General features: G+C 61.6%; 25 protein-coding genes and 1 pseudogene. 8 read left to right on the top strand and 18 right to left on the bottom strand.

Annotated features, from left to right (window positions below):
* Position 1: 1 nt before the first annotated feature.
* The 8 genes from RCH09_RS04125 to RCH09_RS04090 form a co-directional block, all read right to left on the bottom strand.
* Positions 2–640, bottom strand: a complete 639-nt coding sequence (locus RCH09_RS04125) for a PepSY-associated TM helix domain-containing protein (RefSeq protein ID WP_326939777.1) — start codon at positions 638–640, stop codon at positions 2–4.
* Positions 637–1,323 (bottom strand): Fe2+-dependent dioxygenase, encoded by a 687-nt coding sequence (locus tag RCH09_RS04120; RefSeq protein ID WP_326939776.1) that lies wholly within the window; start codon positions 1,321–1,323, stop codon positions 637–639. The genes RCH09_RS04125 and RCH09_RS04120 overlap by 4 nt, the downstream gene beginning before the upstream one ends.
* 18 nt (positions 1,324–1,341) lie before the next feature.
* Positions 1,342–3,498, bottom strand: coding sequence for a TonB-dependent receptor (locus RCH09_RS04115; protein WP_326939775.1), 2,157 nt, complete (start codon positions 3,496–3,498; stop codon positions 1,342–1,344).
* A 53-nt stretch (positions 3,499–3,551) separates the two neighbouring features.
* The gene (locus RCH09_RS04110) at positions 3,552–4,259 is read right to left on the bottom strand and encodes an energy transducer TonB (RefSeq protein WP_326939774.1); all 708 of its coding nucleotides are present in this window, start codon (positions 4,257–4,259) and stop codon (positions 3,552–3,554) included.
* The gene (locus RCH09_RS04105; protein ID WP_326939773.1) at positions 4,259–4,585 is read right to left on the bottom strand and encodes a hypothetical protein; all 327 of its coding nucleotides are present in this window, start codon (positions 4,583–4,585) and stop codon (positions 4,259–4,261) included. The genes RCH09_RS04110 and RCH09_RS04105 overlap by 1 nt, the downstream gene beginning before the upstream one ends.
* A gap of 249 nt (positions 4,586–4,834) precedes the next feature.
* A complete protein-coding gene (locus RCH09_RS04100) occupies positions 4,835–6,046 on the bottom strand; it encodes an extracellular catalytic domain type 2 short-chain-length polyhydroxyalkanoate depolymerase (RefSeq protein WP_326939772.1) in 1,212 nt (403 codons plus the stop codon).
* Positions 6,047–6,144: 98 nt separating this feature from the next.
* Positions 6,145–6,867, bottom strand: coding sequence for an anti-sigma factor (locus tag RCH09_RS04095; RefSeq protein ID WP_326939771.1), 723 nt, complete (start codon positions 6,865–6,867; stop codon positions 6,145–6,147).
* Positions 6,864–7,442 carry a sigma-70 family RNA polymerase sigma factor gene (locus RCH09_RS04090; RefSeq protein ID WP_326939770.1) on the bottom strand — a complete coding sequence of 193 codons (579 nt, stop codon included), beginning with the start codon at positions 7,440–7,442 and terminating at the stop codon, positions 6,864–6,866. Before RCH09_RS04090 ends, RCH09_RS04095 begins: the two co-directional genes overlap by 4 nt.
* Before the next feature lie 188 nt (positions 7,443–7,630).
* Between RCH09_RS04090 and RCH09_RS04085 the strand changes: the two genes are divergently transcribed.
* The 6 genes from RCH09_RS04085 (at position 7,631) to RCH09_RS04060 (ending at position 15,214) form a co-directional block, all read left to right on the top strand.
* A complete protein-coding gene (locus tag RCH09_RS04085; protein ID WP_326939769.1) occupies positions 7,631–8,011 on the top strand; it encodes an RNA-binding S4 domain-containing protein in 381 nt (126 codons plus the stop codon).
* Positions 8,012–8,186: 175 nt separating this feature from the next.
* Positions 8,187–8,846 carry a TetR/AcrR family transcriptional regulator gene (locus RCH09_RS04080; protein WP_326939845.1) on the top strand — a complete coding sequence of 220 codons (660 nt, stop codon included), beginning with the start codon at positions 8,187–8,189 and terminating at the stop codon, positions 8,844–8,846.
* 22 nt (positions 8,847–8,868) lie between these two features.
* Positions 8,869–10,659, top strand: coding sequence for an acyl-CoA dehydrogenase C-terminal domain-containing protein (locus RCH09_RS04075; RefSeq protein WP_326939768.1), 1,791 nt, complete (start codon positions 8,869–8,871; stop codon positions 10,657–10,659).
* Between the two features lie 59 nt (positions 10,660–10,718).
* Positions 10,719–13,106: a 3-hydroxyacyl-CoA dehydrogenase/enoyl-CoA hydratase family protein gene (locus RCH09_RS04070; protein WP_326939767.1), complete on the top strand. Its 2,388-nt coding sequence runs from the start codon at positions 10,719–10,721 to the stop codon at positions 13,104–13,106.
* 67 nt (positions 13,107–13,173) lie between these two features.
* Entirely contained in the window at positions 13,174–14,370 is a 1,197-nt protein-coding gene (locus RCH09_RS04065) for an acetyl-CoA C-acyltransferase (RefSeq protein ID WP_326939766.1), read from the top strand.
* A 79-nt stretch (positions 14,371–14,449) separates the two neighbouring features.
* Positions 14,450–15,214 (top strand): enoyl-CoA hydratase, encoded by a 765-nt coding sequence (locus tag RCH09_RS04060; RefSeq protein ID WP_326939765.1) that lies wholly within the window; start codon positions 14,450–14,452, stop codon positions 15,212–15,214.
* A 40-nt stretch (positions 15,215–15,254) separates the two neighbouring features.
* On the opposite strand, the gene RCH09_RS04055 is transcribed toward RCH09_RS04060, so the two are convergent.
* Positions 15,255–15,668: a hypothetical protein gene (locus RCH09_RS04055; protein ID WP_326939764.1), complete on the bottom strand. Its 414-nt coding sequence runs from the start codon at positions 15,666–15,668 to the stop codon at positions 15,255–15,257.
* A 150-nt stretch (positions 15,669–15,818) separates the two neighbouring features.
* On the opposite strand from RCH09_RS04055, the pseudogene RCH09_RS04050 reads away from it, so the two are divergent.
* Positions 15,819–16,628, top strand: a pseudogene (locus tag RCH09_RS04050) (NYN domain-containing protein); the annotation flags it as partial.
* 34 nt (positions 16,629–16,662) lie between these two features.
* On the opposite strand, the gene RCH09_RS04045 reads toward RCH09_RS04050, so the two are convergent.
* From RCH09_RS04045 to RCH09_RS04035, 3 genes are all read right to left on the bottom strand, one after another.
* Complete coding sequence (locus tag RCH09_RS04045) at positions 16,663–17,007, bottom strand: energy transducer TonB (RefSeq protein WP_326939763.1); 345 nt, start codon at positions 17,005–17,007, stop codon at positions 16,663–16,665.
* 54 nt (positions 17,008–17,061) lie between these two features.
* The gene (locus RCH09_RS04040; RefSeq protein WP_326939762.1) at positions 17,062–18,798 is read right to left on the bottom strand and encodes a methyl-accepting chemotaxis protein; all 1,737 of its coding nucleotides are present in this window, start codon (positions 18,796–18,798) and stop codon (positions 17,062–17,064) included.
* A 110-nt stretch (positions 18,799–18,908) separates the two neighbouring features.
* The gene (locus RCH09_RS04035) at positions 18,909–19,088 is read right to left on the bottom strand and encodes a hypothetical protein (protein ID WP_326939761.1); all 180 of its coding nucleotides are present in this window, start codon (positions 19,086–19,088) and stop codon (positions 18,909–18,911) included.
* Between the two features lie 40 nt (positions 19,089–19,128).
* On the opposite strand from RCH09_RS04035, the gene RCH09_RS04030 reads away from it, so the two are divergent.
* On the top strand, positions 19,129–19,461 hold the full coding sequence (locus RCH09_RS04030) for a hypothetical protein (RefSeq protein WP_326939760.1): 333 nt from the start codon (positions 19,129–19,131) through the stop codon (positions 19,459–19,461).
* Between the two features lie 33 nt (positions 19,462–19,494).
* On the opposite strand, the gene RCH09_RS04025 is transcribed toward RCH09_RS04030, so the two are convergent.
* From RCH09_RS04025 to RCH09_RS04000, 6 genes are read right to left on the bottom strand one after another with little or no spacing between them, the layout of a single operon-like run.
* Positions 19,495–20,592 carry a type IV pilus twitching motility protein PilT gene (locus tag RCH09_RS04025; RefSeq protein WP_326939759.1) on the bottom strand — a complete coding sequence of 366 codons (1,098 nt, stop codon included), beginning with the start codon at positions 20,590–20,592 and terminating at the stop codon, positions 19,495–19,497.
* Between the two features lie 19 nt (positions 20,593–20,611).
* Entirely contained in the window at positions 20,612–21,007 is a 396-nt protein-coding gene (locus RCH09_RS04020) for a lytic transglycosylase domain-containing protein (protein WP_326939844.1), read from the bottom strand.
* The gene (pilV, locus tag RCH09_RS04015) at positions 20,902–22,455 is read right to left on the bottom strand and encodes a shufflon system plasmid conjugative transfer pilus tip adhesin PilV (protein ID WP_326939758.1); all 1,554 of its coding nucleotides are present in this window, start codon (positions 22,453–22,455) and stop codon (positions 20,902–20,904) included. The genes RCH09_RS04020 and pilV overlap by 106 nt, the downstream gene beginning before the upstream one ends.
* 4 nt (positions 22,456–22,459) lie before the next feature.
* On the bottom strand, positions 22,460–22,882 hold the full coding sequence (locus RCH09_RS04010) for a hypothetical protein (protein WP_326939757.1): 423 nt from the start codon (positions 22,880–22,882) through the stop codon (positions 22,460–22,462).
* Between the two features lie 27 nt (positions 22,883–22,909).
* Positions 22,910–23,455 carry a type 4 pilus major pilin gene (locus RCH09_RS04005; protein ID WP_326939756.1) on the bottom strand — a complete coding sequence of 182 codons (546 nt, stop codon included), beginning with the start codon at positions 23,453–23,455 and terminating at the stop codon, positions 22,910–22,912.
* A 24-nt stretch (positions 23,456–23,479) separates the two neighbouring features.
* Positions 23,480–24,556 (bottom strand): type II secretion system F family protein, encoded by a 1,077-nt coding sequence (locus RCH09_RS04000; RefSeq protein WP_326939755.1) that lies wholly within the window; start codon positions 24,554–24,556, stop codon positions 23,480–23,482.

The raw sequence follows: 24,556 nt of genomic DNA, 5'->3' as shown, positions 1-24,556 counted from the left end.
CTTAGAACATTGGCAGCACCAACGCCACCGCAGCACCCACCGACACCAGCCCGATTGCCGCGCCGACCATCCTGCGCCGATGCATCATCGCCCACAACAGCACGCCGGTGATCGACAAAAAGATGATGCTGCCGGCCAGCGTGTCGACCAGCAGCACCCAACCGATCCCGGCGCCGGTACCCTTGTGTAAATTGTTCAGTGTCGCAAACAGATTGCTGTCGCTGCGCTTGACGCTGACAAAGCTGTTGCCGAGCCAGTATTCGGCCTGCAGATTGGCGCGTGCGGACGTAAACGCGACCGACCAGCGCGCCGGTTGGCGCATGCTTTTGTCGCCCCAGGCCACCGGCTTGCCGGATTCGCTGCGCACCCTGCTGGCCGGACGCTCCACCGCCAATTCCCGCTGCAGCCACTGCGCCATCGCGTCGGCGTCGACCGGCGCGGGCGTTGGCAAGGGCAACTGCACGGTGCTTTCCTGCGCTTGCGCAGCAGGAATCTTCAGCACGCTGCGGTGATTGAGCAAAATGCCCGTGCCGCCAAACAGCAGGCCCAGCGTTGCTCCCCACAAGCCGATCCAGCCATGCGTCTTGCGCAGCCATTTGATGAAGATCGTGCGCCGGTTCGGGCCTTCGCGATGGCTCATGCCGCGCTCCACATGCGCAGCAGGTTGTGATAGCAGCCGGTCAGGCTGGTGCGAGCGCTGTCGTCGGCGGCCGAGGCATTGAGTCGCTGGATTGCGGTGTCCATGTCGAACAGCAGGCTGCGCTGGCCGTCATCGCGGATCAGGCTCTGGATCCAGAAAAAGCTGGCGATGCGCTCGCCACGCGTGACAGGTGTGACCTGATGCAGGCTGGTCGACGGATAGATCAGCATATCGCCGGCGGCGAGCTTGGCGCTGTGCACGCCATAGGTATCTTCGATCAGCAGTTCGCCGCCGTCATAGTCTTCCGGCGCCGACAGGAACAGCGTGGCCGAGACGTCGGTGCGCATCTTTGCACCGCTGCCCGGAATCAGGCGGATCGCCCCATCGACATGGCTGCCGAAGTGCATGCCGTCGGCATACCGGTTGAACATCGGCGGATACACCTGGCTCGGCAGCGCCGCGCTGATGAACAGGGCATTGCGCTCCAGCGCGCCCAGCAGCAGATCGCCGAGTTCATGGGCGATGGGCGAGTTTTCGGCCAGTTGCAGGTTGCGCTTGACCGGCGCGCCCTGATGGCCGGCGGTGACGCGACCGTCGACCCACGCATCGCCGGCAGCAGCCAGTTTGGCGCGGACATGGCGCACCTGTTCGGGGTCGAGGACTTGCGGGATGTGCAGCAGCATGAGGGTTCTCGCAAAAAATCAGAAACGGTAAGCCAGCGTCACCAGCGCGCTGCGGCCGACGCCGGGCACGCTGCGACCGCCGTCGGAAGGAATCAGGGCGTCAATGTACCGAGTGTTGGTCAGGTTCAGTACATTCAGGCGCACATCGTACCTGGGCTGATGCCAGGCCAGCGTCGCATCCCAGCGCGTGTAGGCGTCGGCCGCCACCACATTGGTGTTGCTGGCGAAGCGCTGCGACATGTGGGTCAACCCGCCGCCGAATTCCCATTCGCGCGTCAGGTTGTAGGTGCTCCACAGCGTGGCGCTGTCGCGCGGCGTGTTGGCCAGCGTCTTGCCCTGGGTGCCGTCGAGCGCGGAGGCCTTGGTGATGACCGGATTGAGATGGGTGTAGCCGCCGACGATTTGCCATTTCGGCGTAATGCGGCCGGCGATGCCAACTTCGCCGCCACGCACCGTGACATCGCCATCAAGTTGATACACACCGGTCGATACCAGTGAACGCGAGTTGGTTTTGTCGATCTGGAACAGCGCCGCGGTGAGCGACAAATCCCCCTGCAGCACATCCCATTTGCCACCGATTTCGTAGGAGCGGTTCTTTTCCGGCGCGACATTTTGCTGGCCCGCCGTCACCGTCAATTGTTCCAGCGACGGATTGAACGAGGTGCCATACGAGACGTAATACGACTGTGCCTCGGTCGGTTGCCAGATCACGCCACTGCGCACGCTGGTGAAGTTGACGGTCTGGCCGGCGTTGTACAGCGGCGGCGTCGCGGTACTGATCGAGTTGCTCAAATTGGCCTTGAAACGGTCCCAGCGCAGGCCGCCGACCAGCTTCCATTGCTTGTTCAGTTCCAGCGTGTCGTTGACGTACGCGGCCAGCGAGGTGGCGTCGGACTGGGCATGGTTGCCGACCGTGGTCGTCACGCCCGGCGGGTTGCTGCCATACGCCGGGTTGGTCAGCGAAACCACCGGCAGATTGCCGCGGCTGGTGGTCTGGTTGTCATAGGTGTCGCGGCTGATTTCCGCGCCGGCAATCAGCGTGTGCTTGATCGCACCGGTGTCGAATCTGGCGATCAGGTCGGTCTGGTTGTCGATCGACTTGTCGGTGATGACGCGGTCGTGCGACGCCAGTTTCACCGACAACCGGTCCAGTCCCAACGCGGTGGTATTGCCGGCCGCGGCCGTGGGCAGGGCCGTGAAGACGGTGCCGGCGAGCGTGCCGACATTGTTGGCCGAGGTCTCGCGCGCATCGGTGCGGTATTGGCTGACCGTGGTCTGGTTGCGCAGCGTCAGGTTCGGACTGATCTTGTGCTCGACGCGCGCCGACAGGCTGGCGACATCCTGGATGGTGCGGTCATCGGTCAGGCCGTAATACGTATTGCGTGGCACATCGGCTGGTTTGCCATTGACGGCCGGAACCCCGTAGTCGGCCATGTCGCGGTTGTGCGCCAGCAGCGCCGACAGGGTGATTTCGGTCGGCGTGCCGATGCCCAGTCGCAGCGTTGGGGCAATGCCGAAGTCGCGGTTGTTCATGACATCGCGCGTGGTCTGGGTATCCTGCGCCATCACCGACACCCGTGCTGCCGAGGTGTCCGACAGACGGCGGTTGAAGTCGCCAGTGGTGCGCAAGTATGAGTTGGTGCCGACGGTGGCGCTGACTTCGTTGCTGTCCTTCAGCGTGGCCTGCTTGCGGGCCTGATTGATCACGCCACCGGTTGAGCCGCGTCCGAACAGCATCGACGACGGTCCCTTGAGCACTTCGACCGACTCCAGATAATAGGTGTCGCGGTAATACTGGCCGCGGTCGCGCACGCCGTCGATGAAGATGTCGGTACGTGCCGAGAAACCACGCAGGTTAATGTTGTTGCCAATCTGTCCGCCCTCCGCGCCGCCGATGGTGATGCCCGGCACATTGCGCAAGGCTTCCTGCAGCGACGCTGCGCCCTGGGCTTCCAGCACGCTGCGGTTGACCACCGTGACCGATTGCGGAATGTCGCGCAACGGCGTCACTGTTTTGGCGCCGACGCTGGAAACGCCGGGCGCGTAGTCGTTCGATGGCGGCGCTGCCTGCACCTTAATCACGGGCAGTTGCTGGTCGTTGACCTGGGCCTGTGCGGTGAGTTGTTGCAGGGCCAGTGTTACCAGCAACGCGAGTTTGGTCTTCTTGAGTGTCATTGGATCAGTCGTCGGGAAAGGTTGGAAAAATTGGAAGGCGTGCAGCAGATGCCTCAGGTATCAAGCGAAAACGAAATCGGGACCAGTGCATAGACCGCGATGGCGCGGCCAGCTTCGATATGCGGCTTGAACAGCGCGGCCAGCACGGCATAGCGCGCAGCATCGTCGAGTCGCGTCGAACCGGATGACTTGACGATCTCGGCACGTTCCGGATGGCCTTTTTCATCGACCAGCACGCGCAGGGTGGTCTTGCCTTCTTCGCGCAAGCGCCGGGCGGCGGCCGGATACTCGGGGCGGGGCGGCTGGATGTATTCGAGACTGGACGAAATCGTCTTCGGCAGCGCCGGCGACGTGGGCACCGGCGGCGTGGTCGCTGTCGCCTCGGCCGTGTCGATGGCCGGCGCAACGTTGATCGGCGCCGCCGGCGTCGACAGCGCGGCAAGCGCTTGCGGCGCCACGGCGGGTGTCACCGGAGGTGTCGGTGTCGCAATCCTGCGCACGGCAACGGTAGGCGGTTCCACACGCGGCGCCGGCGGTGCTGGCGTTGGCGTTGCGGCAGCGATCAACGAGACGAAGATTTCCTGCGGCCCGGCGGGGATGGCCTGTTTCACCAGGCCGCTACGCAATGCGTAAAAAAACAGCAGGTGCAGCGCGACGATCAGCAGCATCGGGGCGGCGCGGCGCAGCCCCGACTTGTGCGGGAGCGCGTGCTGCTGATGCATCGTGCGCATGGTGATGGCGGGCATTGGCATGGTCATCATCAGCGCGTCCTTGACCCGTTCACGCGCACTGCGATCCAGCGACTGGGGGAGGGGCGCGGCATGGCACGATCAATCACCGTGGCCCACTGTTGCGAGAGCTGCTGGCAGGTTGCACGCAGGACCGGTGCGAGATCCGGTATGGTCGCCAGTGCGCGCAGATGGCGCTCGATTACCGATGCCAGTTTCAGGCAGCGGCCCTCTTCCTGGCTTTCAGCTGCGTAATGCGACATCAGGTGCAGTGCGGCGGACACCAGTATTTCGGGGCGCGCCGAGACTGGCGGCGCAGCAGGATCGAGATCATTCGCAGAAATTTTTTGAGCGGGCATCATCTTCTCCAGAGTCGAATTGCGACCCTGTTAGCGGGAATGGTGCGTGTGTTTTTTAGATAAACACAAATGAGAACGAGTCGCATTTGCATTGTATGGCAAAACTTTGGAAAAAGGTACTGGAAGTTTGCAAGTTGTCGAACGACGCGAAGAAGCATCGGGCGGCCCGCCCGGATGCTGCCGGTGGGCCGTTGTGGAGGGGGCCGCCTGCAACCGCATCAACCTGCCTGCGGTTGCGCGCGGCCAGGGTCAGGAGCAGCTGCCGTAAGCGTAGTAACCGGCCGAGGTACGCCGCACATCGGTATAAGCAGCTACCGAGTAATACCCGAGATACTGATTGGAATTGACTGCGTAGACATTGCCGCCCGATGTATAGGCCCGGCCGTAGTAGACGTGTGCGTAGTTGCTGTCGTACCAGTGCGCGCAGGTATAAGGCGTTGCAACGTTACCGCTGACGATCCGGTCGACCATGGTCTTGAGCGCGACCATCTGGCCACCGCTCTTGCCCGGGAAATTCACATCGTCATAGCCGTACCAGTCCCAGCAGCCGTTCGGATTGGCCGCGGTGGAATTGGCCTGCGGGTACAGCACGATCATGTTGTTGGTATCGGCCCATTTGTTGTAGCCCGCGTTCTTGTAGAACTGCGACCCGACCGTGGCGACGTTTTGCAGGCAGCCATGCAGTGCCACATGCAGTTTGCAGGATTGGCCGGCCGCGCAGCTGGCAGGCACGTAGGCCCAGCCGTCGTTGGCCATGCCGTGATTGGTCGGATCGGCATTGCCCCAGAATGCGCGTTGATCGAAGTTGATGAAGCTGCCGGTCAGTGCTGCGGCATTTTTGGCATTCAGCGGTCCATACATCCACTTGAGCATGTCGCCGGCCGTATCGAGATTGCAGTTGTTGATGTAGGGGCTGCCCTTGACGTTGCAGGCGTTGCCGCTGGAATCGGTCGGCACGGCATGTTCGGCTGCGATATTGTTCTTGTAGGTGATGTTCGCAGCGCCGACATAACTGGCATACATCGTATTGAGGTCGTTCATCACCGGCTGCCTGACTACCGAATCGAGCGTGCCGGAAAACAGGTACACCTTCGACCCGGCCAGGTTGGCGATCGGATCGATATAACCGTTCCCGGACCAGGTGTTCACGACTGACATCAGGTAGGGCAGGTTGCGCGACGCCGTGTCCGCGGTGCAGGGACCGGTGGCAATGAGTGCATTGCCTTGCGAACAGTAGACCGGACCGCCGGCAATGATGCCCGCGCCCTTCCTGATGGTTTTCGAATACGCCACATGCAGCTGCGCCGCCATGTAGCCGCCGGATGAAATGCCCGACACCGAGACATCGGCGAAACCAACATTGTATTTTGGCAGGACGACTGCGGCCGAAGCCGCCAGAGAGAACGTGAAACCAATGGCTGCGCCAACAGCGCAGCCCAAACGGCGGGTTGTGAATGACATCTTGTCTCCAATTATTTTTAACTTCGATTGTGTTTGCTACTCACGGCAGCAACAACGATCCTAATTGGAGACGCAGCAATGTCAAGACTAACCTTGCCTTACACCTTGACCCATGCGCCCTTGAACACGATTGGCCCGGTCGGCCCGTTTGGATTGGGCGAGCCACCCTTGGGTTCGAGTGTGACAGCCAGCAGCGGAATGGTCGCTGGTGACGCATTGTCCGGCAACGCCAGCGTGATGCTGCCGTCGGCCGCGAGCAAGCCGAGCGAACGCGGCGCGCCGTCCTTGGGCACCGCCCACAACTCAAGACTCTTGTCGGCGGCGACCGCCTGTGCGGTCACCAGCCGGATCGTTACCTGATGCCGCAGCGGATCGCCGGTGGCGAGCGCCACCGGCCTGGACTGGTCATCGGCCAGCATCGCCACATAGGTATTGGCCGGCAGCGACGGCGCCAGCTGTTTTCCGACCAGCACGCTGATGAGGATGGTTGCCAGCAGCGTCGAGACCATCCCGAGACCACGCCAGAACGCCAGGTCATTGTGCAGACCGCGCCAGAACGCCAGTTTGTCGTCGCGCGCCAGCGACACGTTGAGCCCGAGCTGCTTGCTCAGATTGGTCCACACCTTCGGCGACGGTTGCGCCGCCGGTGCAAACTCCGCCATCGGATGGAGCCGATCCTGCCATTCTGCAACCGCGCGTCGCGCCAGCGGGCTGCCCGACAGCAAGCCTTCAAAGCGCCGCCTTGCGCCACCGCGCAGCGTGCCAAGCACATATTCCCCGCTCAGGCGGTACAGCAGCTTTTCGTTATCGAGAATGTTCATGCGCTCTCCGCTTTCGACAGGCATAAGCGCAGGCGCTCAAGGCCGCGCCGAATCCACGTCTTGACGGTGCCGATCGGCAGCGTCATGTGTTGCGCCACTTCGCTGTGCGACATGTCGTGGTAAAACGCCATCGCAATGGCTTGCCGGTGCAATCCCTCCAGCCGGGCAAAGCAGACCGCCAGCGCGCGCGCATCGGCGCTCAGTTGCAATGACTGGAGCGGAGTCGGGTCCGTGCTTTCGAGTGCGTCCATGACGTCCCTGTCAAATGTGTCTGCGTCGATCTCCACCGTATGATCGACCCGGCGCAGCAAGTCAAACGCCTTGTTGCGGACGATTGTCGTCATCCATGTCATGGGCGCGGCCAGAGAAGCCTGATAGCTGCCGGCGTTATTCCAGATGCTGACAAAGCTTTCCTGCAGCACCTCTTCCGCCGACTCGCGTTTGATTAATATACGCAGAGCAAATCCAAACAGTTTCGATGATGTTGCGTCGTAGAGCGCACGAAATGCCACGGCGTCCTTGCGTGCGACGGCGGCAAGCCAGACTTTGAGCTGTTGCGGATCGGGAGTAGACAATTTTTGGTCCGTAAAAAAGTGGATTGGGTTGCCAATGTCAGACCAACACTGGTTGCACTTCCCCGGCAATTTTTTTTAGGAGGTTACAGCATGAACCGAAGTCATGCAGAAAGTCTTGAGCAAACAACAAGAAACGATCAACCCGAGCGGGACTACAATTAACCGTCATCGTTACCAGGATACTTTTCATGCACAGCGCAACCGTCCGCATCGACAAATGGCTGTGGGCCGCCCGCTTCTTCAAGACCCGGTCGCTGGCCACGGATGCGGTCGACAATGGCAAGGTTCGTCTCAATGGCGAGCGCACCAAGCCGGCCCATGCCGTCAAGCCGGGCGACTTGCTGCGGATTCACAATGGCACGACCGAATGGGAAGTCACGGTGCAGGCGTTGGCCGAGGTGCGCGGCTCGGCCGATATCGCGCGCACCCTGTATGCGGAAACTGACGCCAGCCTGCAACGCCGCGCCAATGAGGCCGAGCAGCACAAGCTTTACCGCGAACCCGGCACCACCATCAAGGGTCGGCCGACCAAACGCGACCGGCGCGCGCTTGAGCGCAGCAGTTCCTGAGCCTATGGCGGCCACGGTGGTTATAGAAGAGCCGCTCTAAGTTCGCGCTTTACTTTTCAATGGGCGTGCATAATAGTACGAACGTACGATTCTGTGGCGCCGGGCTGTTGCCGGTGCGAATTCAAAACAAGGCTTTTTTGTGACCTCCCTCCCCCCAGAAATGACCACGAAGTTTATGCGCAAGGGCGAACTGACCCGGGCTGCAATTCTTGACGTGGCGCTCGACTTATCCAGTCGCGATGGACTCGAAGGTTTGACCATTGGTCTGCTCGCGGACCGGATGAACATGAGCAAATCCGGCGTCTTTGCGCACTTCGGTTCGCGCGAGGATTTGCAGATTGAAGTACTCAAGCTGTACCACCAGCATTTCGAACAGGAAGTGTTCTACCCCAGCGTCAAGGAACCGCGCGGTCTGCCGCGCCTGCGGAGCATGTTCGTGCGCTGGGTCAAGCGTGTGACGGTGGAGATTGCCTCGGGTTGCATCTACATCAGCGGCGCCGTGGAATACGATGATCGCCCCGGTCCCATCCGCGAAGAGCTCGAGGGCATGGTGCGGGCCTGGCAGGGAGCGCTGTACCGCAGTACGCAGCAAGCGATCGAGCTCGGCCATCTGCGCGCCGACACCGATCCGCAACAAATGGTGTTTGAAATGTACGGCCTGATTCTGGCCCTGCATCACGACGCCCGCTTCATCAAACGACCTGGCAGTGTCGATCGTGCGCAACGCGGCTTCGAGCGCTTGCTGCAAAGCTATCAGGTTGTCGAGTCGCCGCCATCGCTGGCGGCAGGCAATGCCGTATCCAATTCAAAATCCGCTGTCAAAAAGACAGCTTAAACCATCCCGTCTGGAGAAAAATATGGGTCAGTACATCGCGCCGTTACGAGACATGCAGTTCGTGTTGCACGAACTGTTGCAGGTCGAGCAGGAACTCGCCGCCATGCCAAAGCATGCCGAGACCAATCGTGAACTGATTGACCAGGTGCTGGAAGAAGGCGGCAAATTTACCGCGAATGTGCTGTTTCCCCTGAATCATTCCGGCGATCGCGAAGGCTGTCATCTCGACACCACGACGCACGAAGTCACGCCGCCAAAAGGCTTCAAGGCCGCCTACAAGCAATACGTCGAGGCCGGCTGGCCGTCGGTATCCTGCGATCCGGAATACGGCGGCCAGGGCTTGCCGCTGGTGGTCAACAACTCGTTCTACGAAATGATGAATTCGGCCAACCAGGCCTGGACCATGTACCCGGGCCTGTCGCACGGCGCCTATGAATGCATCCACGAACACGGCACGCCGGAACAGAAGGCTCTGTATTTGCCGAAGCTGGTGGCAGGCGAATGGACCGGCACCATGTGCCTGACCGAATCGCATTGCGGCACCGATCTGGGCATGCTGCGCTCGAAGGCCGAGCCACAGGCCGATGGTTCATACAAGATCACCGGCGGCAAGATCTTCATCTCGGCCGGCGAGCATGACATGTCGGACAACATCATTCATCTGGTGCTGGCGCGCCTGCCGGACGCACCGGCCGGCACCAAGGGTATCTCGCTGTTCATCGTGCCGAAATTCCTGCCGAATGCAGATGGCTCGGTGGGCGCACGCAATCCGATTTTCTGCGGCGCGATCGAAGAAAAGATGGGCATCCACGGCAATTCGACCTGCCAGTTGAATCTCGATGGCGCTACTGGCTGGATCATCGGCCAGCCGAACAAGGGCTTGAACGCCATGTTCGTGATGATGAACGCCGCCCGCCTGGGCGTCGGCATGCAATCGCTGGGGCTGACCGAAGTCGCGTATCAGAATGCACTGGTGTACGCCAAGGACCGTCTGCAGATGCGCAGCCTGACCGGCGTCAAGGCACCGGACAAGCCGGCCGACCCGATCATCGTCCACCCGGACGTGCGTCGCATGCTGCTCACCGCCAAGGCCTTTGCCGAAGGCGGTCGCGCATTCAGCTCGTATGTCGCGCTGCAGATCGACAAGGAACTCAATCACCCCGACGAAGAAGTGCGCAAGGATGCGGCTGACGAAGTCGCGTTGCTGACACCAATCATCAAGTCGTTCCTGACCGACAACGGCTGGATCGCCACCTCCGAAGCGATGCAGGTGTATGGCGGCCACGGCTTCATCGCCGAATGGGGCATGGAGCAGTACGTGCGCGATTCGCGCATCAACATGATCTACGAAGGCACCAACACGATCCAGTCGCTCGATCTGCTGGGCCGCAAGGTGCTGATGGATAACGGCGCCAAGCTGAAGAAATTCGGCGCGAAAGTGCAAGCCTTCGTCGAAGAAAACGGCAGCGATGAAGCGATGTCGGAATTCATCACGCCGCTGGCGGACCTGGGTGACAAGGTCACCAAGCTGACGATGGAAATCGGCATGAAGGCGTTCCAGAATCCGGACGAAGTCGGCGCCGCCGCCGTGCCATACCTGCGCGTGGTCGGTCACATGGTGTACGCCTACTTCTTTGCACGCATGGCCAAGATCGCGCTGGAAAAGCAGGACTCCGGCGACCGTTTCTATCAATCGAAACTCGGCACCGCGCGCTTCTATTTCGCGCGTCTGCTGCCTGAGACCGCGATGCTGATTCGCCAGGCCCGTTCCGGTAGCGCCAGCCTGATGGCACTCGACGCCGACCTGTTCTAATGCCGCCGCGCGGGCATGCCAGCAGCATGCCCGCCTACCCGTTTTCAAGGAATCCACACATGTCCAATTTCATCGTCAAAAAAGTCGCCGTACTCGGCGCCGGCGTGATGGGTGCGCAGATTGCTGCGCATTGCATCAACGCCCGGGTCCCGGTTGTGTTGTTTGATCTGCCGGCCAAGGAAGGCGCCAAGAACGGCATCGTGCTGCGCGCCATCGAGAATCTGAAAAAGCTCAGCCCGGCCCCGCTGGGCAACAAGGATGACGCCGCCCTGATCGAAGTCGCCAACTATGAAGACGATCTGGCGCTGCTCGCAGGTTGCGACCTGATCATCGAAGCCATCGCCGAACGGATGGACTGGAAGCACGACCTGTACAAGAAAGTCGCCCCGCACATTGCGCCGAACGCGATCTTTGCGTCGAACACCTCGGGCCTGTCGATCACCGCATTGTCGGAAGGTTTTGACGCCGAACTGAAGGCGCGCTTTTGCGGCGTGCATTTCTTCAACCCGCCGCGCTACATGCATCTGGTCGAGCTGATTCCGACCGTGTCGACCCGGCCGGAAATCCTCGATCAGCTGGAAAGCTTCCTGGCCTCGACCCTCGGCAAGGGCGTCGTGCGCGCCATCGATACACCGAACTTCATCGCCAATCGCGTCGGTATCTTCGGCATGCTGGCCACCATCCACGAAGCCGAGAAATTCGGTCTGTCGGTCGATGTCGTCGATGACCTGACCGGCGCCAAGCTCGGTCGCGCCAAGTCGGGCACGTTCCGTACCGCCGATGTGGTCGGGCTGGACACGATGGGACATGTGATCAAGACCATGCAGGACAACCTGAAAGACGATCCGTTCTACAGCAGCTACGCCACGCCGCCGCTGCTGGCCAAGCTGATCGAGCAGGGCGCGCTGGGCCAGAAGGCCGGCGCCGGATTTTACAAAAAGGTCGGCAAGGACATCCAGCGCATCGACGCCGCCAAGGGCGAGTATGTCACCGGCGGCGGCAAGGCCGACGATCTGGTGGCGCGCATCCTGAAGGACAAGGACCCGGCCAAGCGCATGAAGGCGCTGCACGATTCGACCAATCCGCAGGCGCAGTTCCTGTGGGCGATTTTCCGTGACGCGTTTCATTACATCGCGGTCCACCTGGAATCGATCGCCGACAATGCGCGCGATGTCGACTTCGCGCTGCGTTGGGGTTTCGGCTGGAACCTCGGACCCTTCGAGACATGGCAAGCAGCCGGCTGGCAGCAGGTCGCCACCTGGGTCAAGGAAGACATCGATGCCGGCAAGGCCTTGTCGACCGCACCGTTGCCGGACTGGGTGTTTGATGGCCGTACCGGCGTGCATGGCGCCGACGGTTCGTTCTCGCCTGCCAGCAAGGCCAACATCGGTCGCTCGACCCTGCCGGTGTACCAGCGCCAGGCATTCCGTGCCGCCGTGCTGGGCGCCGATGCCGTGGACGGCAAGACCGCCGGCACCACCGTGTTCGAAGATGAGTCCGTGCGCATCTGGCATCAGGGCGACGAGATTTTGATCCTGTCGCTGAAGACCAAGATGCACGTGATCGGCCAGGGCGTCATCGCCGGGCTGTCGAAGGCGATTGCCGAAGCCGAAGCCAATTTCAAGGGCCTGGTGATCTGGAGTGCCGATGCAGCCGAAGGCGGCGCGTTCTCGGCCGGCGCCGATCTGCAATCGATGCTGCCGTTGTTCATGTCCGGCGGCATCAAGGCGATCGAACCGGAAATCGCCAAGTTGCAGCAAGCACATCAGGCGCTTAAATACGCCAACGTGCCGGTCGTGGCAGCCGTTGCCGGGCTGGCGCTGGGCGGCGGTTGCGAGTTGATGATGCACGCTGCCAAACGGGTTGCCTCGATCGAGTCGTATATCGGTCTGGTCGAAGTCGGCGTTGGCCTGATCCCGGCCGGCGGCGGACTGAAGGAAGCGGCCGTGCGGGCAGCGGCAGACGCCAAGGGCAACGACCTGCTGCAATTCCTGAAGAACTCATTCACCCACGCAGCGACAGCGGCGGTCTCGAAGTCGGCCATCGAAGCGCAGAAGATGGGTTACCTGTCGGCCAACGACGTGATCGTCTTCAACGCCTACGAATTGCTGCATGTGGCCAAGGTCGAGGCACGGGCGATGTTCGACGCCGGCTATCGCGCACCGATGAAAGCATTGGTGCCGGTGGCTGGCCGCTATGGCATGGCCACCGTCACGGCGCAACTGGTCAACATGCGCGATGGCGGCTTCATCTCGGCGCATGACTACAAGCTTGGCGCGATGATCGCTGAAATTGTCAGTGGCGGCGAAATCGAAGAAGGCAGCCTGGTCAACGAACAGTGGTTGCTTGACCTCGAACGCAAGGCCTTCATGGAACTGCTGAATCATCCAAAGACCCAGGAACGGATCATGGGGATGATGCAGACCGGTAAGCCGGTTCGTAACTAATGCGCTACGGGGCCGCACGGCGCGGCCCCGATTCAGACACCAAAACAGGAAACACCTGGAGAATCCAATGACCAAACAACTTCAAGACGCCTACATCGTTGCGGCCACCCGCACGCCGATCGGCAAGGCGCCGCGCGGCATGTTCAAGAATACCCGTCCGGACGACCTGCTGGCACGCGTCATCCAGTCGGCGCTGTCGCAAGTGCCGACGCTGGACCCGAAAACCATCGAGGACGCCATTGTCGGCTGCTCGTTTCCCGAAGGCGCACAAGGCCTGAACATCGGCCGCATGGCGGTGCTGCTGGCGGGCCTGCCGAAAACCGTGGGCGGCGTCACCGTCAACCGCTACTGCGCCTCCGGCATCACGGCCGTGGCGATGGCGGCGGACCGCATTCGCGTCGGCCAGGCCGATGTGATGATCGCTGCCGGCGTCGAATCGATGTCGATGGTGCCGATGATGGGTTTCCATCCGTCGATGAACATGGACATCTTCAAGGATGAAAATGTCGGCATGGCGTACGGCATGGGCCTGACCGCAGAGAAGGTGGCGCAGCAGTGGAAAGTCTCGCGCGAAGCGCAGGATGAATTCGCGTTGCAATCGCACCTCAAGGCCATCGCGGCGCAGCAGGCCGGTTACTTCGATGCCGAGACCACCGCCTTCGACATCATTGAACGCACGCCGAATCTGTCCACCGGCCAGATCGACATCAGCCACCGCACCGTCAACCGCGACGAAGGTGCGCGCGCCGATTCCAGCTTGGCGTCGCTGGCCAAACTCAAGCCGGTGTTTGCCGCCAAGGGATCGGTCACGGCTGGCAACAGCTCGCAGACCTCGGACGGCGCCGGCGCCTTGATCCTGGTCAGCGAAAAAATCCTGAAGGAATTCAACCTGACGCCACTGGCGCGTTTCGTCTCGTTCGCGGTGCGTGGCGTGCCGCCGGAGATCATGGGCATCGGTCCGAAGGAAGCCATCCCGGCCGCATTGCGTGCCGGTGGCCTGACGCAGGACCAGATCGACTGGTTCGAACTCAACGAGGCCTTCGCCGCCCAGGCGCTGGCGGTGATGGGTGATCTTGGCCTCGATCCGGCCAAGGTCAATCCGATGGGCGGTGCGATTGCACTCGGCCATCCGCTCGGCGCAACCGGCGCGATCCGGTCCGCCACGGTGATTCATGCGATGCGTCGCAACAACCTGAAATACGGCATGGTCACCATGTGCGTCGGCACCGGCATGGGTGCGGCAGGAATTTTCGAGCGGATGTAATCGCATCATCCACACAGAAGCCGCACGCAGCAATGCTGTGCGGCTTTTTTACGCAGCATCCCCCTTACGCGGAGCACACATGGATATCCTGATCAGCAAAGAACACCGCATCCTGACGATGCAATTCAACCGGCCGGAAAAGAAAAACGCCATCACCGGCGCGATGTATCAGACCATGGCCGACGCGCTAAAAGACGCCGAGAGTGACGCCGAAGTGCGCGCCATCCTGATCATCGGCCTGCCGCAGATTTTCACGGCCGGCAATGATCTGGAAGATTTCATGAAAAATCCGCCGCAGGGCGTCGATGCGCCGGTGTATCGGTTCCTGTGGAATATCAGCCATGCCGGCAAGCCGATCGTGGCGGCGGTGTCGGGCGCGGCGGTCGGGATCGGCACCACGCTGCTGATGCATTGCGATCTGGTGTATGCGGCCGAGTCGGCGAAATTCTCGATGCCGTTCTCGCAGCTGGGTTTGTGCCCGGAGGCGGCTTCCAGCCTGCTGTTCCCGCAAATTGTCGGTTACCAGCGTGCGGCCGAAAAGCTGATGCTGGGCGAGCCGTTTCTGGCTGATGAGGCGCACCAGATGGGGTTGGTCAACAAGGTCGTGGCTGACGACAAGGTCAATGATTTTGCGCGCGACCAGGCCATGAAACTGGCGGCCCTGCCGGCCTCATCGATTCGCGCCACCAAGCGGCTCATGAAAGCCGAGCACATCACGGCCATCGAGGCGCAGATGACGGAAGAGTCGAAGTACTTCGGCGCAATGCTGTCGGCGCCGGAAGCCAAGGAAGCCTTCGCAGCCTTTTTCCAGAAGCGCAAGCCGGACTTCAGCCAGTTCGACTAAGATACGCCCGGTTCGGCACGGCGCCACGCCTGCCGGTCAATCAATACAGTTCGGACGCGTCGCAGCTGTCGGCCAGATTCTGGTAGTACAGTTCGCGGCGTTTTTCGTTCCACAGCTCGCGGAACATGTCGACGTCGACAATCGCGCTGGCCATGCGCTGGATACCGTCGTACACCTCAAGAATACCGGGCGGTACAACACCGCGCACGTGATGCGCCTCGATCATGTAAGCGTGCAGTTCCTCATTGTCGGCCTGGTGTTCAACGTCGCCGGTATGCATCGCGCGGTTGTAGACGCGCTGCGCAAGTGTGTGATGGGCTTCGTCAAGGCGGTCGTCCCTGAGATCGGCGGCAGACTGGAGTTTTATCCATTCGCGCAGCGGAACGATATCGCGGCCAATTTGCTCGCGTGAATCGGCGATGACTTCCCTGATCAGCGGATCCAGATCGTCCATGAGGCCCCCAGAAAGTGTCCAGCATGTTAAAAAGGCCCGGTGCGCTACATTGCGCCGGAGAGCGTGTCTTCGATAAGTGGCAAGCCGAATTGACGAGTTCCACGGACGGCGCGGCCAGCCGGTTTAATTCAACGGATAAGGAGCAACTGTATGGCGGGGCAACCGGAAATCACCAACATGGCGCTGTTTTGCGATTTTGAAAACGTCGCGCTTGGCGTGCGCGACGCCAAGTTCGCCGCCTTTGACATTCGCAAGGTGCTGGAGCGCCTGCTGCTCAAGGGCAGCATCGTGGTCAAGAAGGCCTACTGCGACTGGGATCGTTACAAGGATTTCAAGGCGCCAATGCATGAAGCGGCGTTCGAATTGATCGAGATCCCGCACGTGCGTCAGTCGGGCAAGAACTCCGCCGATATCCGCATGGTGGTCGATGCGCTGGACCTTTGTTATACCAAGGCCCATGTCGACACCTTCGTGATCATCAGCGGCGATTCGGATTTTTCACCGCTGGTGTCGAAACTGCGCGAAAACAACAAGCGCGTCATCGGTGTCGGGGTCAAGGATTCGACCTCGGATCTGCTGAGTGCGAATTGCGACGAGTTCATTTTTTACGATGATCTGGTGCAGGCCCAGGAAGCGCGCCGGAAACCGGCCGCCAGGAAGGTCGCCGCCAGGACGGCTTCGAAGGAAAACAAGCCTGCGGAGGTGCCATCGTCCAGCGACGAGCGGCGTATGGAGCTATTCGATTTTCTGGTCGAAACGGTCGAGGCACTGATCGCCGAGCGCGGTTCCGACGAAAAGATCTGGGCCTCGATGGTCAAGTCGACGATGCAGCGCCGCCGTCCCGGATTCAATGAGTCGGCGTATGGCTACAAGTCGTTCAAGGAACTGGTGCAGGACGCACAGCGGCAAAAAATGTTGACGATCGTGCGCGACGAAAAGGGCACGCAATACACCATCCGGCTGGCGGCAACGGACGATTGAGGAGGGCTGTCGGTTAGTCCAGTTTCCAGTTGTACTCGACCTTGGTCCACGATAACTCGGCCTTGCCATCCTTGGTGCCGGGTTTGAACTTGCAGGCGCTGAGCGCCTTCAGCGCCGCCTTGTCAAGATTCTTGAAGCCGCTGCTTTTTTCAACTTTCGACTCGGCCACCACGCCGTCGGGGCCGACCTGCATGGCCAGCGTGACGACACCTTTTTCTTCATTGACCAGCGATGCGCGCGGATAGGCCGGCGGTTCGCATGGGACTTTGGGGTCGATCACCGCGAGGGTGTCGGCGGCATGGGCGCCGAAGCTGACCGCCAGGGCGATCAGGGAGAAAATCATGCGTTGCGTTGTCATCAAGGGGCTCGTGTTGGGTAAGGGGTCAAGAAATATCAATGGTGTGGCGAGAGCTTAGAATTCTTCCCAGTCATCGCCATTGCTGCCCGTCGCGGCCAGTTTCTTTTGTGCTCGGGCAGGGGGCGTGGCCGTCGGTGCAGTGCTGATCGCGGTGGTCTTGGGGCGCGCCAGTTTGGCAACGGCGGCCGACGGACGCGGCGCGGCGACTGCCTTGATCTGGCTGCCGTCGAGCTTGAATACGCCAACCACCTGGGCCAGTTCGGCGGCCTGGTTTTGCAGGCTTTGTGCGGCTGCAGCGGCCTGCTCGACCAGCGCGGCGTTTTGCTGGGTCACGCTATCCATTTCGATGATGGCCTGGTTGACCTGCTCGATGCCGGCGCTTTGCTCGGCGCTGGCGTGGGTGATTTCGCTCATGATGTCGGTGACGCGCTTGATGCTGTCGACGACTTCGCCCATGGTGGCGCCGGCCTGGTCGACCAGTCGGGTACCGGCGTCGACCTTGTCGACCGAGTCGCCGATCAGGGTCTTGATTTCCTTGGCGGCAGCGGCGCTGCGCTGGGCTAGATTGCGCACCTCGGCGGCCACCACGGCAAAACCGCGGCCCTGCTCGCCGGCCCGGGCCGCTTCGACTGCGGCATTGAGCGCAAGAATATTGGTTTGAAAGGCGATGCCGTCGATGACGCTGATGATGTCGACGATCTTGCGCGACGAGTCATTGATCGAGCCCATGGTGGCGACCACTTGCGACACCACCAGGCCACCCTTGCGGGCGACCTCGGAGGCCGACGCGGCCAGATCGTTGGCTTCATGCGCGTTGTCGGCGTTCTGCTTGACGGTCGCGGTCAGCTCTTCCATCGAGGAGGCGGTCTTTTCCAGCGAGCTGGCTTGTTGCTCGGTACGCGACGACAGGTCAAGATTGCCGGCTGCGATTTCGCTGGACGCGGTGGCAATGGTGTCGGTGCCGATACGCACCTGGCCGACGATATTGACCAGGCTGTCGCGCATGGCTTTCATTTCCATCAGCAGGCTCGATTGATCGGCCGCCGCAGTGTCGATGCTCGAGGCCAGATCACCGCTGGCAATCCGGCCAGCAATGGTGGCGGCATAGTCGGGCTCGCCACCGAGCTGGCGCAGCAGTCCGCGCGTGATTACCCAGGCGGCCAGCACGCCGATGATCAGGGCAAACACACCCAGGCCGAGCATCAGGGTGCGGGCATTGTCGAACGAGGCGCGCGCATCAGTCGCGGAATCGGCATTGCGCTTGTCTTCCAGGGTCGACAGGTCATCCAGCGACTGGCTCCATTTTTTCTGCAACGGGCGCAGTTCCTTGATCAGCACTTTGGTCGCGTCTTCGGGCTTGTTGGCGACGAACAGTTCGATCGTCTTGGCGATCAGTGGAACGCCGGTGTTCTCGCTGTCCTTGATGGCTGCCAGCAGGGCGATTTCCTCGGGGGCGGTGCCGGCGTCGCTCTTGAACATGGCGGCCAGGCGTGCCTCGGCTTCGCTGTACTTGCGCGTTTGCTCCTTGATCCGCTCAAATTCCGGCTGCATGTCGGCCGGATCGGTCAGCAACGTCAGGCCGCGCAACGAGACCGTGCGGTCATTGAGCATCGTGCGCATGTCGATGACCATGCGGGTCTCGACGTTTTTTTGCTTGACGACGTTTTCGAGCCGATCCTGGATTTGCGACATGCGGCTGATGCCAAGGACGGTCACGACGGTAAGCAGCGCCAGGACCAATGCAAATCCGAGCGCCAGTCTCGTGCCGACTTTCATTTTGAGCAAATTCATGCGCGATATTCCCAGGTAAGGTAGTACAGGGCAAATTCGCCTTTTGGTAGCAGGCTGGATGACTTTGCGTTATTCGTTGGTTAACGAAAAGCACTAAGACCAGCGTGGGATTATAAGTGCCTGTTTTTCTTCTGTGCAAGTAATGCTTTGCCGCATAAAAAGAAACGCAGAAAATTCTGTCCATGTAACATTGTCAGCGCCGCGCGGGCCAACCATGCCATTTCCAGCTCGATTCGTTTTGCGGCGCAGGCGGCAGTTGCCGCAAATGCATCGGCACATTCGTCCTGCAATGCGTAGAATCAGGGCAGTTTGCAACCAAGGGAGTGGCAATTGAACAGCAAAGTTACGGCAACACGGATCAGTCTGATCGGCATGCTGCTGCTGGCGGGCTCAGCAATGGGTGCGTCGGCGCCGCAATGGACCGAGCATGAGACCGAAGTCATCGAAAGCTGCAGCGAGATCAGCCAGCTGCGCAATCCCAAGCCGGTCGGCAAGGTCATCGAGTTTGACGAACGTGCCGGCGTCAGCGCCGTCGTCATTACCGGGCTGTATCCGCAAACCCATCCGCGCTCCCAGCGCGGTCAGGTCCTGTGCCTGTTCAATCGACTCACCCGCACGCCGTTCATCGCCGACGCCGAAGAACTGATGGGCAAGATTCGCTGAGTCGCAGGCCTGCAGGACGGTGGGGTGAGATCGTCAGTTGCGCACCCCGCTGATCATGTCATGCAGTTCGGCGCGGTTGTAGGCGGCGCGCATGGCGTCTTTCGGACTGACCGTCTTCTTGATTACCAGCTGGGCCAGTGCATCATTGAGACTGCGCGACATGTTGTCTTCCTTGCGCTTCATGAAGTCGGCCAGCATGTGGAATTTGGTCGCGTCGGCAATCAGGCCGGCCACCTGCTGGTTGTTGTTGAAGATCATTTCGCTGGCCAGCGCCAGCGCTTCACCGTTTTCGGTCGGCACCAGGCTTTGGCAGATTACCCCGACCAGTGCGCTGGCCAGGGTTGCCGCAAGCTGGTCGCGCTGATCCGGGCGGAAGAACGATAGCAGTTTGGAAATCGCCGTCAGCGCACTGTTGGTATGCATGGTGGCCAGCACCAGATGACCCGATTCGCCGGCATGCAGCAGGGTATCGGCGGTCTCGAAATCGCGAATTTCGCCGACCATGATGATGTCCGGATTCTGCCGCATCGCCTCGCGCAGGCCGGACGAAAAACTGGCCGTGTCCGTGGGAACCTCCTTGTGCGAAATGATCGACTGCTTGCGTTGCAGTTGGTATTCGATCGGCTCCTCGATGGTGATGATGTGACTGCTGCGCGAGCTGTTGAAATAATCCAGCATCGCGGCAATCGTGGTGGTCTTGCCCGAGCCGGTCGAGCCGGTGACGAGAATGATGCCGCGCGTGGCTTCGAGCATGCTGCGCACATACAGCGGCAGCCCGGTTTTTTCGATCGAGATCGGATGCAGCGGCAGGCGCCGTAGCGAGATCGTGATTTTTTCGCGCGAGCCGCAGTGGTACACATTGCAGCGCAGCCGGCATTGCGTGAGCAGGAACGAGCGGTCGATCGCCCCCTCGGCGATGCGCTCTTCCCATTCCAGATCAATGGCCGACAGCAGCGGAATCATCTCTTCGCGCTGCACTGGTTCGCTGCCGATGGCTTGCCACTTGCGCGGCGTCTTGACCATCATCGGGGCGTTTTCTTCGATGTGGATATCGGTGAACACCTTGCCGATGCTCACCAGTTCGAGGATTTCTTCGAGCAGGTCGCGAAACACAACTGTCGGCGCAATCATCTTGACTCTCCTGTATCAATCACTGCGGCTCGCCCGGGATGCGAGGAAGGTTTTGCAGCACCCGTCGCGCATAGGCGAGGCGCTGCGTCGGCTGGGTGGCGTTGTAAGCGCCGACTGCTTCCCAGGAATTGCCCAGCCGTTGCATGTTCTGCGCCAGGATCCAGGCGCCGACATGAATGCTTACGCACGGCTGGCGCAGTTGCTGTTCGTCGATGCCGTAGCGGCGCAAGGTTGGAAACCAGCGGCTGTTGATCTGCATCAGGCCGAGGTCATAGCTGCCGTTGCGGTTGCGGTTGATCGCGTTCGGATTCAGGCCCGATTCGGTGCGGGCAATCGCGTACAGCAGGGTCGGATTGACGCCGTAGCGCAGCCCGGCCTCCTCCCAGCACGCGCGCGCCGGCGAGGCACACAGCACGGTCGCGGCAAACACGCCAAGCAGGATGGCGGCAGTGCGAGCGCGGCGGAGGGATGGCAATGCGTGCATGGCGGCGCGTCGCGGTTACGGTGGCGTTGGTGGCGGCAGCGGCGCGCCGGGCGGGGGGGCGCAAAGGTATTGTCCATATAGACAAAATGGCCCTCGCTGCCGGTGCTGTCGGGCTGGCACATCAGGGTGATGCCGGAGGCGTCGGCGGCCAGCGTGCCAATGTCGAGATTGAGCACCATGTTTCCACGCCGGTCCGGTGCGACATAATTGCAGCGGTCGCCGACCGTAAAGCGGCCGTAAATCGAAAAGGATCGCGAGCCGGCCGCATCCTGTGCGAACACGCCGGAGGCGCGCATGTCGTTGGTGGCAATGCTGTCGCGCAGGGCGCTGACGTCGCGCCCGGCAGTGACATCCACGCCAGCAGTGATATTGCCGTCCGCGCGCAGATGGCCTTCCATGTGCAGATTGCCAAGTTCGTCCACCGCCAGCGCGGTCCAGGTGCTGGCGCCGTCATGGATGTAGGCGCGGGCAGTGTCCGCCGCCACGCGCACCGTGCCAGCCGGGTCGGAAGCATGCAGCAGGGCCAGTTCGGAGAAGGTGGCAACCGGTGCTTTCCACAGCGAGGTGTCGGTGCTGTCGATCCAGATGCCGGTCGCATCGCAGCTCAGGAGCTGGCGGCTGGCATCGATTGCAATGGCTGCGCGCGTGCCGCAAGCCGTGCCCGCCACCGCCATGGCGCCGGCGCCCATCCCGAGGGGCGCATTCATTTGCGTCAATTCCGGTTTGCCGCTGACCGCGCTGCGATACAGGAAGTCGGCATCGAGCTGGCTGGCGCCGCCATAAAATACTGCCGACGCAAGATGGCCGGCGCCGGCTGCGGCGCCACTGCAACTTGTCTTCGTGAAGTTGGTCAGGCCGGCATTGTCGAGCATCCAGCTGCCAAATGCGCCGCGCGCGACTGGCGGCAAGCCGTCATTGGGGGTGGCCGGGCCGATGGCGCCGCCGCCGGTTCCTGCGTTGGCACTGATGTAGCCGAGCTCGCCGACGGCAATGGCATCGCCGCCCTCGGTGACGACCAGGGCGTCGAGCTGGTTGGCGGCCGGGCTGCGCACCAGCATGCATGGCGTTTGCCGGTAGGCGTTCTGCGCCGCAAAGCTGGCCGGCAGATAACCCGCGCCAGTCGCGTTCAGATCCGCCAGCGCAATGCCGACCGTGGCGCCGCCGGCGGTGCGGGTGAGCAAGGTGGCGTAGTTGTCGGTCAGGTAGCGCGTTGCGGCCGCCGTGAACTGCGCCTGATGCAGCGCAGTCTGTTGTCCCCGCGCGTCCTGCAACGAGATATCCAGCACCGACGTCAGACCGACCAGCATCAGCGTCCCGACCGCCAATGCCGCCAGCAGTTCAAGCAGGGTGAAGCCACGATGGCGTTGAATCGGCAGCATGGTTTTACTCCCGGTGGGCTTGCCAGTACGGGCCGCGGATGCCGGCGGGCGGTTCGCTGGAGGGGTCGGCGCGCCCGCGGCCAGCCAGCGCGGAATGGTGCGACAGCTTGCCGATCTTGTCGTCGATGTCGACCGGCGGCGCGCTGCTCGCACCCACCAGAATGGTGCCGTCGGCCAGCACCTCATTGGTCCACAGCGGTGGATCGAGCGGCACATAACCGGTGGGATACAGCGGCTGCGTCACCATGCCGACATGCTCGGGATGGGCATTGGCATAGGCAATCACGCCGCTGCGATAGGCCACCAGATTGGCCGCCAGACTGGTCGCGCGTGCCTCGCCGAGACGACTGTCGAGCGTCGCCTGCGGCGCAGTCGAGAGCGCACCGATCACCGAGGCGAACATGACAAAGACGATGGCGATCCACATGGTCGGTTTCCTTGTGCCGGCTGGCCGTCAGTTCGAGGCCCAGGTGATGGTGTTGCCTGCCGAGGTCGACACTGAACAGGCCGCCGCGGCGTCGGCAGGCGTCACCGGAAAGGTGGTGATGGCAGCATTGGCATTGCCGGTGATGCTGGCCCAGCCGGTGGCGCCGCTGAGCGCATTGATGCAGACATCCTGCGGCACGCCGGTGTAGACAATGTTGAAGGTCGAGGTGGCGCCGGTTACCGTGACCGACCCGCCCCACGAGTTGGTTGCCGCACCCGCCGCAGTGGCGGTCAGGGTGCTGGGAAACACCTTGGCCGAAACCAGCGTGGCATTCAGATCCGCGGTGCCGTAGCCGGATGACTGGCTGCTGTACAGTTTCTTCACGCCGGTGCGGATCGAGACGATTTCTTCCGACACGCGATTCGACTGCGCACTGCTGAACGCGCCGGTCAGCAGCGACACTGCACCCAGAATCACGATGGCGGCAATGCCCAGGTAGGCGATGCCTTCGAGCAGCGATGCGCCCCGTTGACGCGACAGGATTGCGGCAGGCTGCGGGGAAAAATCAGTCATGGTCATCTCCAGTAAAAGGATCAATCAATGCACTGCGCGGGTCATGGTTGCGATTTCCTGCTGAATGCCGAAGAAGCCGGTGACCAGCCAGCTGATCACGATCGCCAGCAGCACGATGGCCAGGCCATTCAGGATCTTCATCTGGGCCGAGACGGTTTCGACGCCTTCTTCCATCCATTCGTCGGCGAGGGTTTTCAGCGCCGCCGAAAAGCCTTTGTATTCGGCATACACGCACAGGTCATCGATCACTTCGCGCGAGGGAAAGCCATAGCCGGCATTGCGCAGCGCCTCGCCGCAATTCATGCCGGACTTGACGCCCAGCAGCGCGCCGTCGAGCCGTTCGCGCAGCCATGGCTGCGCCATGTCGGACAGCCGCATCAGGGAACGTTCGACCGTGATGCCGGCATGCTGGAGCGTAGCGAACGCGGTCAGGAAACCGCTGCCTGCCACCAGCCGGTAGATCGACCAGGGTGCGACATGATCGAACAGCATGCGCAGGTTGCCGCACCAGCGTGGCAGCGACGTCACCACCAGCACCGCCAGCACGATCATCGCCGCCACCAGCAGCACCATCCATTGCTGCACCAGTTGTGACATCACATGCAACGAGCGCGCCGCGCCATGCCAGCCGGCCGGATCGACCACCTTGGCGAATTCCGGAATGACGCGCGTGCCGAACACATAGAGGTAGCACAGGATCAGCACCAGCACGGCCACCGGGTAGGTCAGTCCGCCGACGATCACGCCCTTGATTTTCTTGCTGGCCTGAACCACGTCAACCACTGCCAGCAAGGTCGATTCGAGCTGTCCGGCCTGCTCGCCGGCGCTGATGATCATGTGCTCTGTGGGCGGCACCCACGGCGCCAGCGCTTCGCCGAACATGCGACCGTTTTGCACCAGGCGCCGGCAATCATCCAGCACGATCGCCAGCGGATCATTGGGCCGCTCGCCATGTTGCGCAGCACGGTCGCGCAACTCTTCCAGAATCTTCAGCAGCGGCAAACCATTGGCCAGCATTTTCGACATCTTGCGATACAGCCGCAGGCGCGCAGTTTCGGAAAACTGCGCCTTGGCCCACCAGCGGTTCAGGTCGATTTGCAT

This window comes from Actimicrobium sp. GrIS 1.19, assembly GCF_035984655.1.
Classification (GTDB): domain Bacteria; phylum Pseudomonadota; class Gammaproteobacteria; order Burkholderiales; family Burkholderiaceae_D; genus Actimicrobium.
The sequence above is the reverse complement of the archived record's forward strand: the minus strand, read 5'-3'. Positions and strand labels throughout refer to the sequence as shown.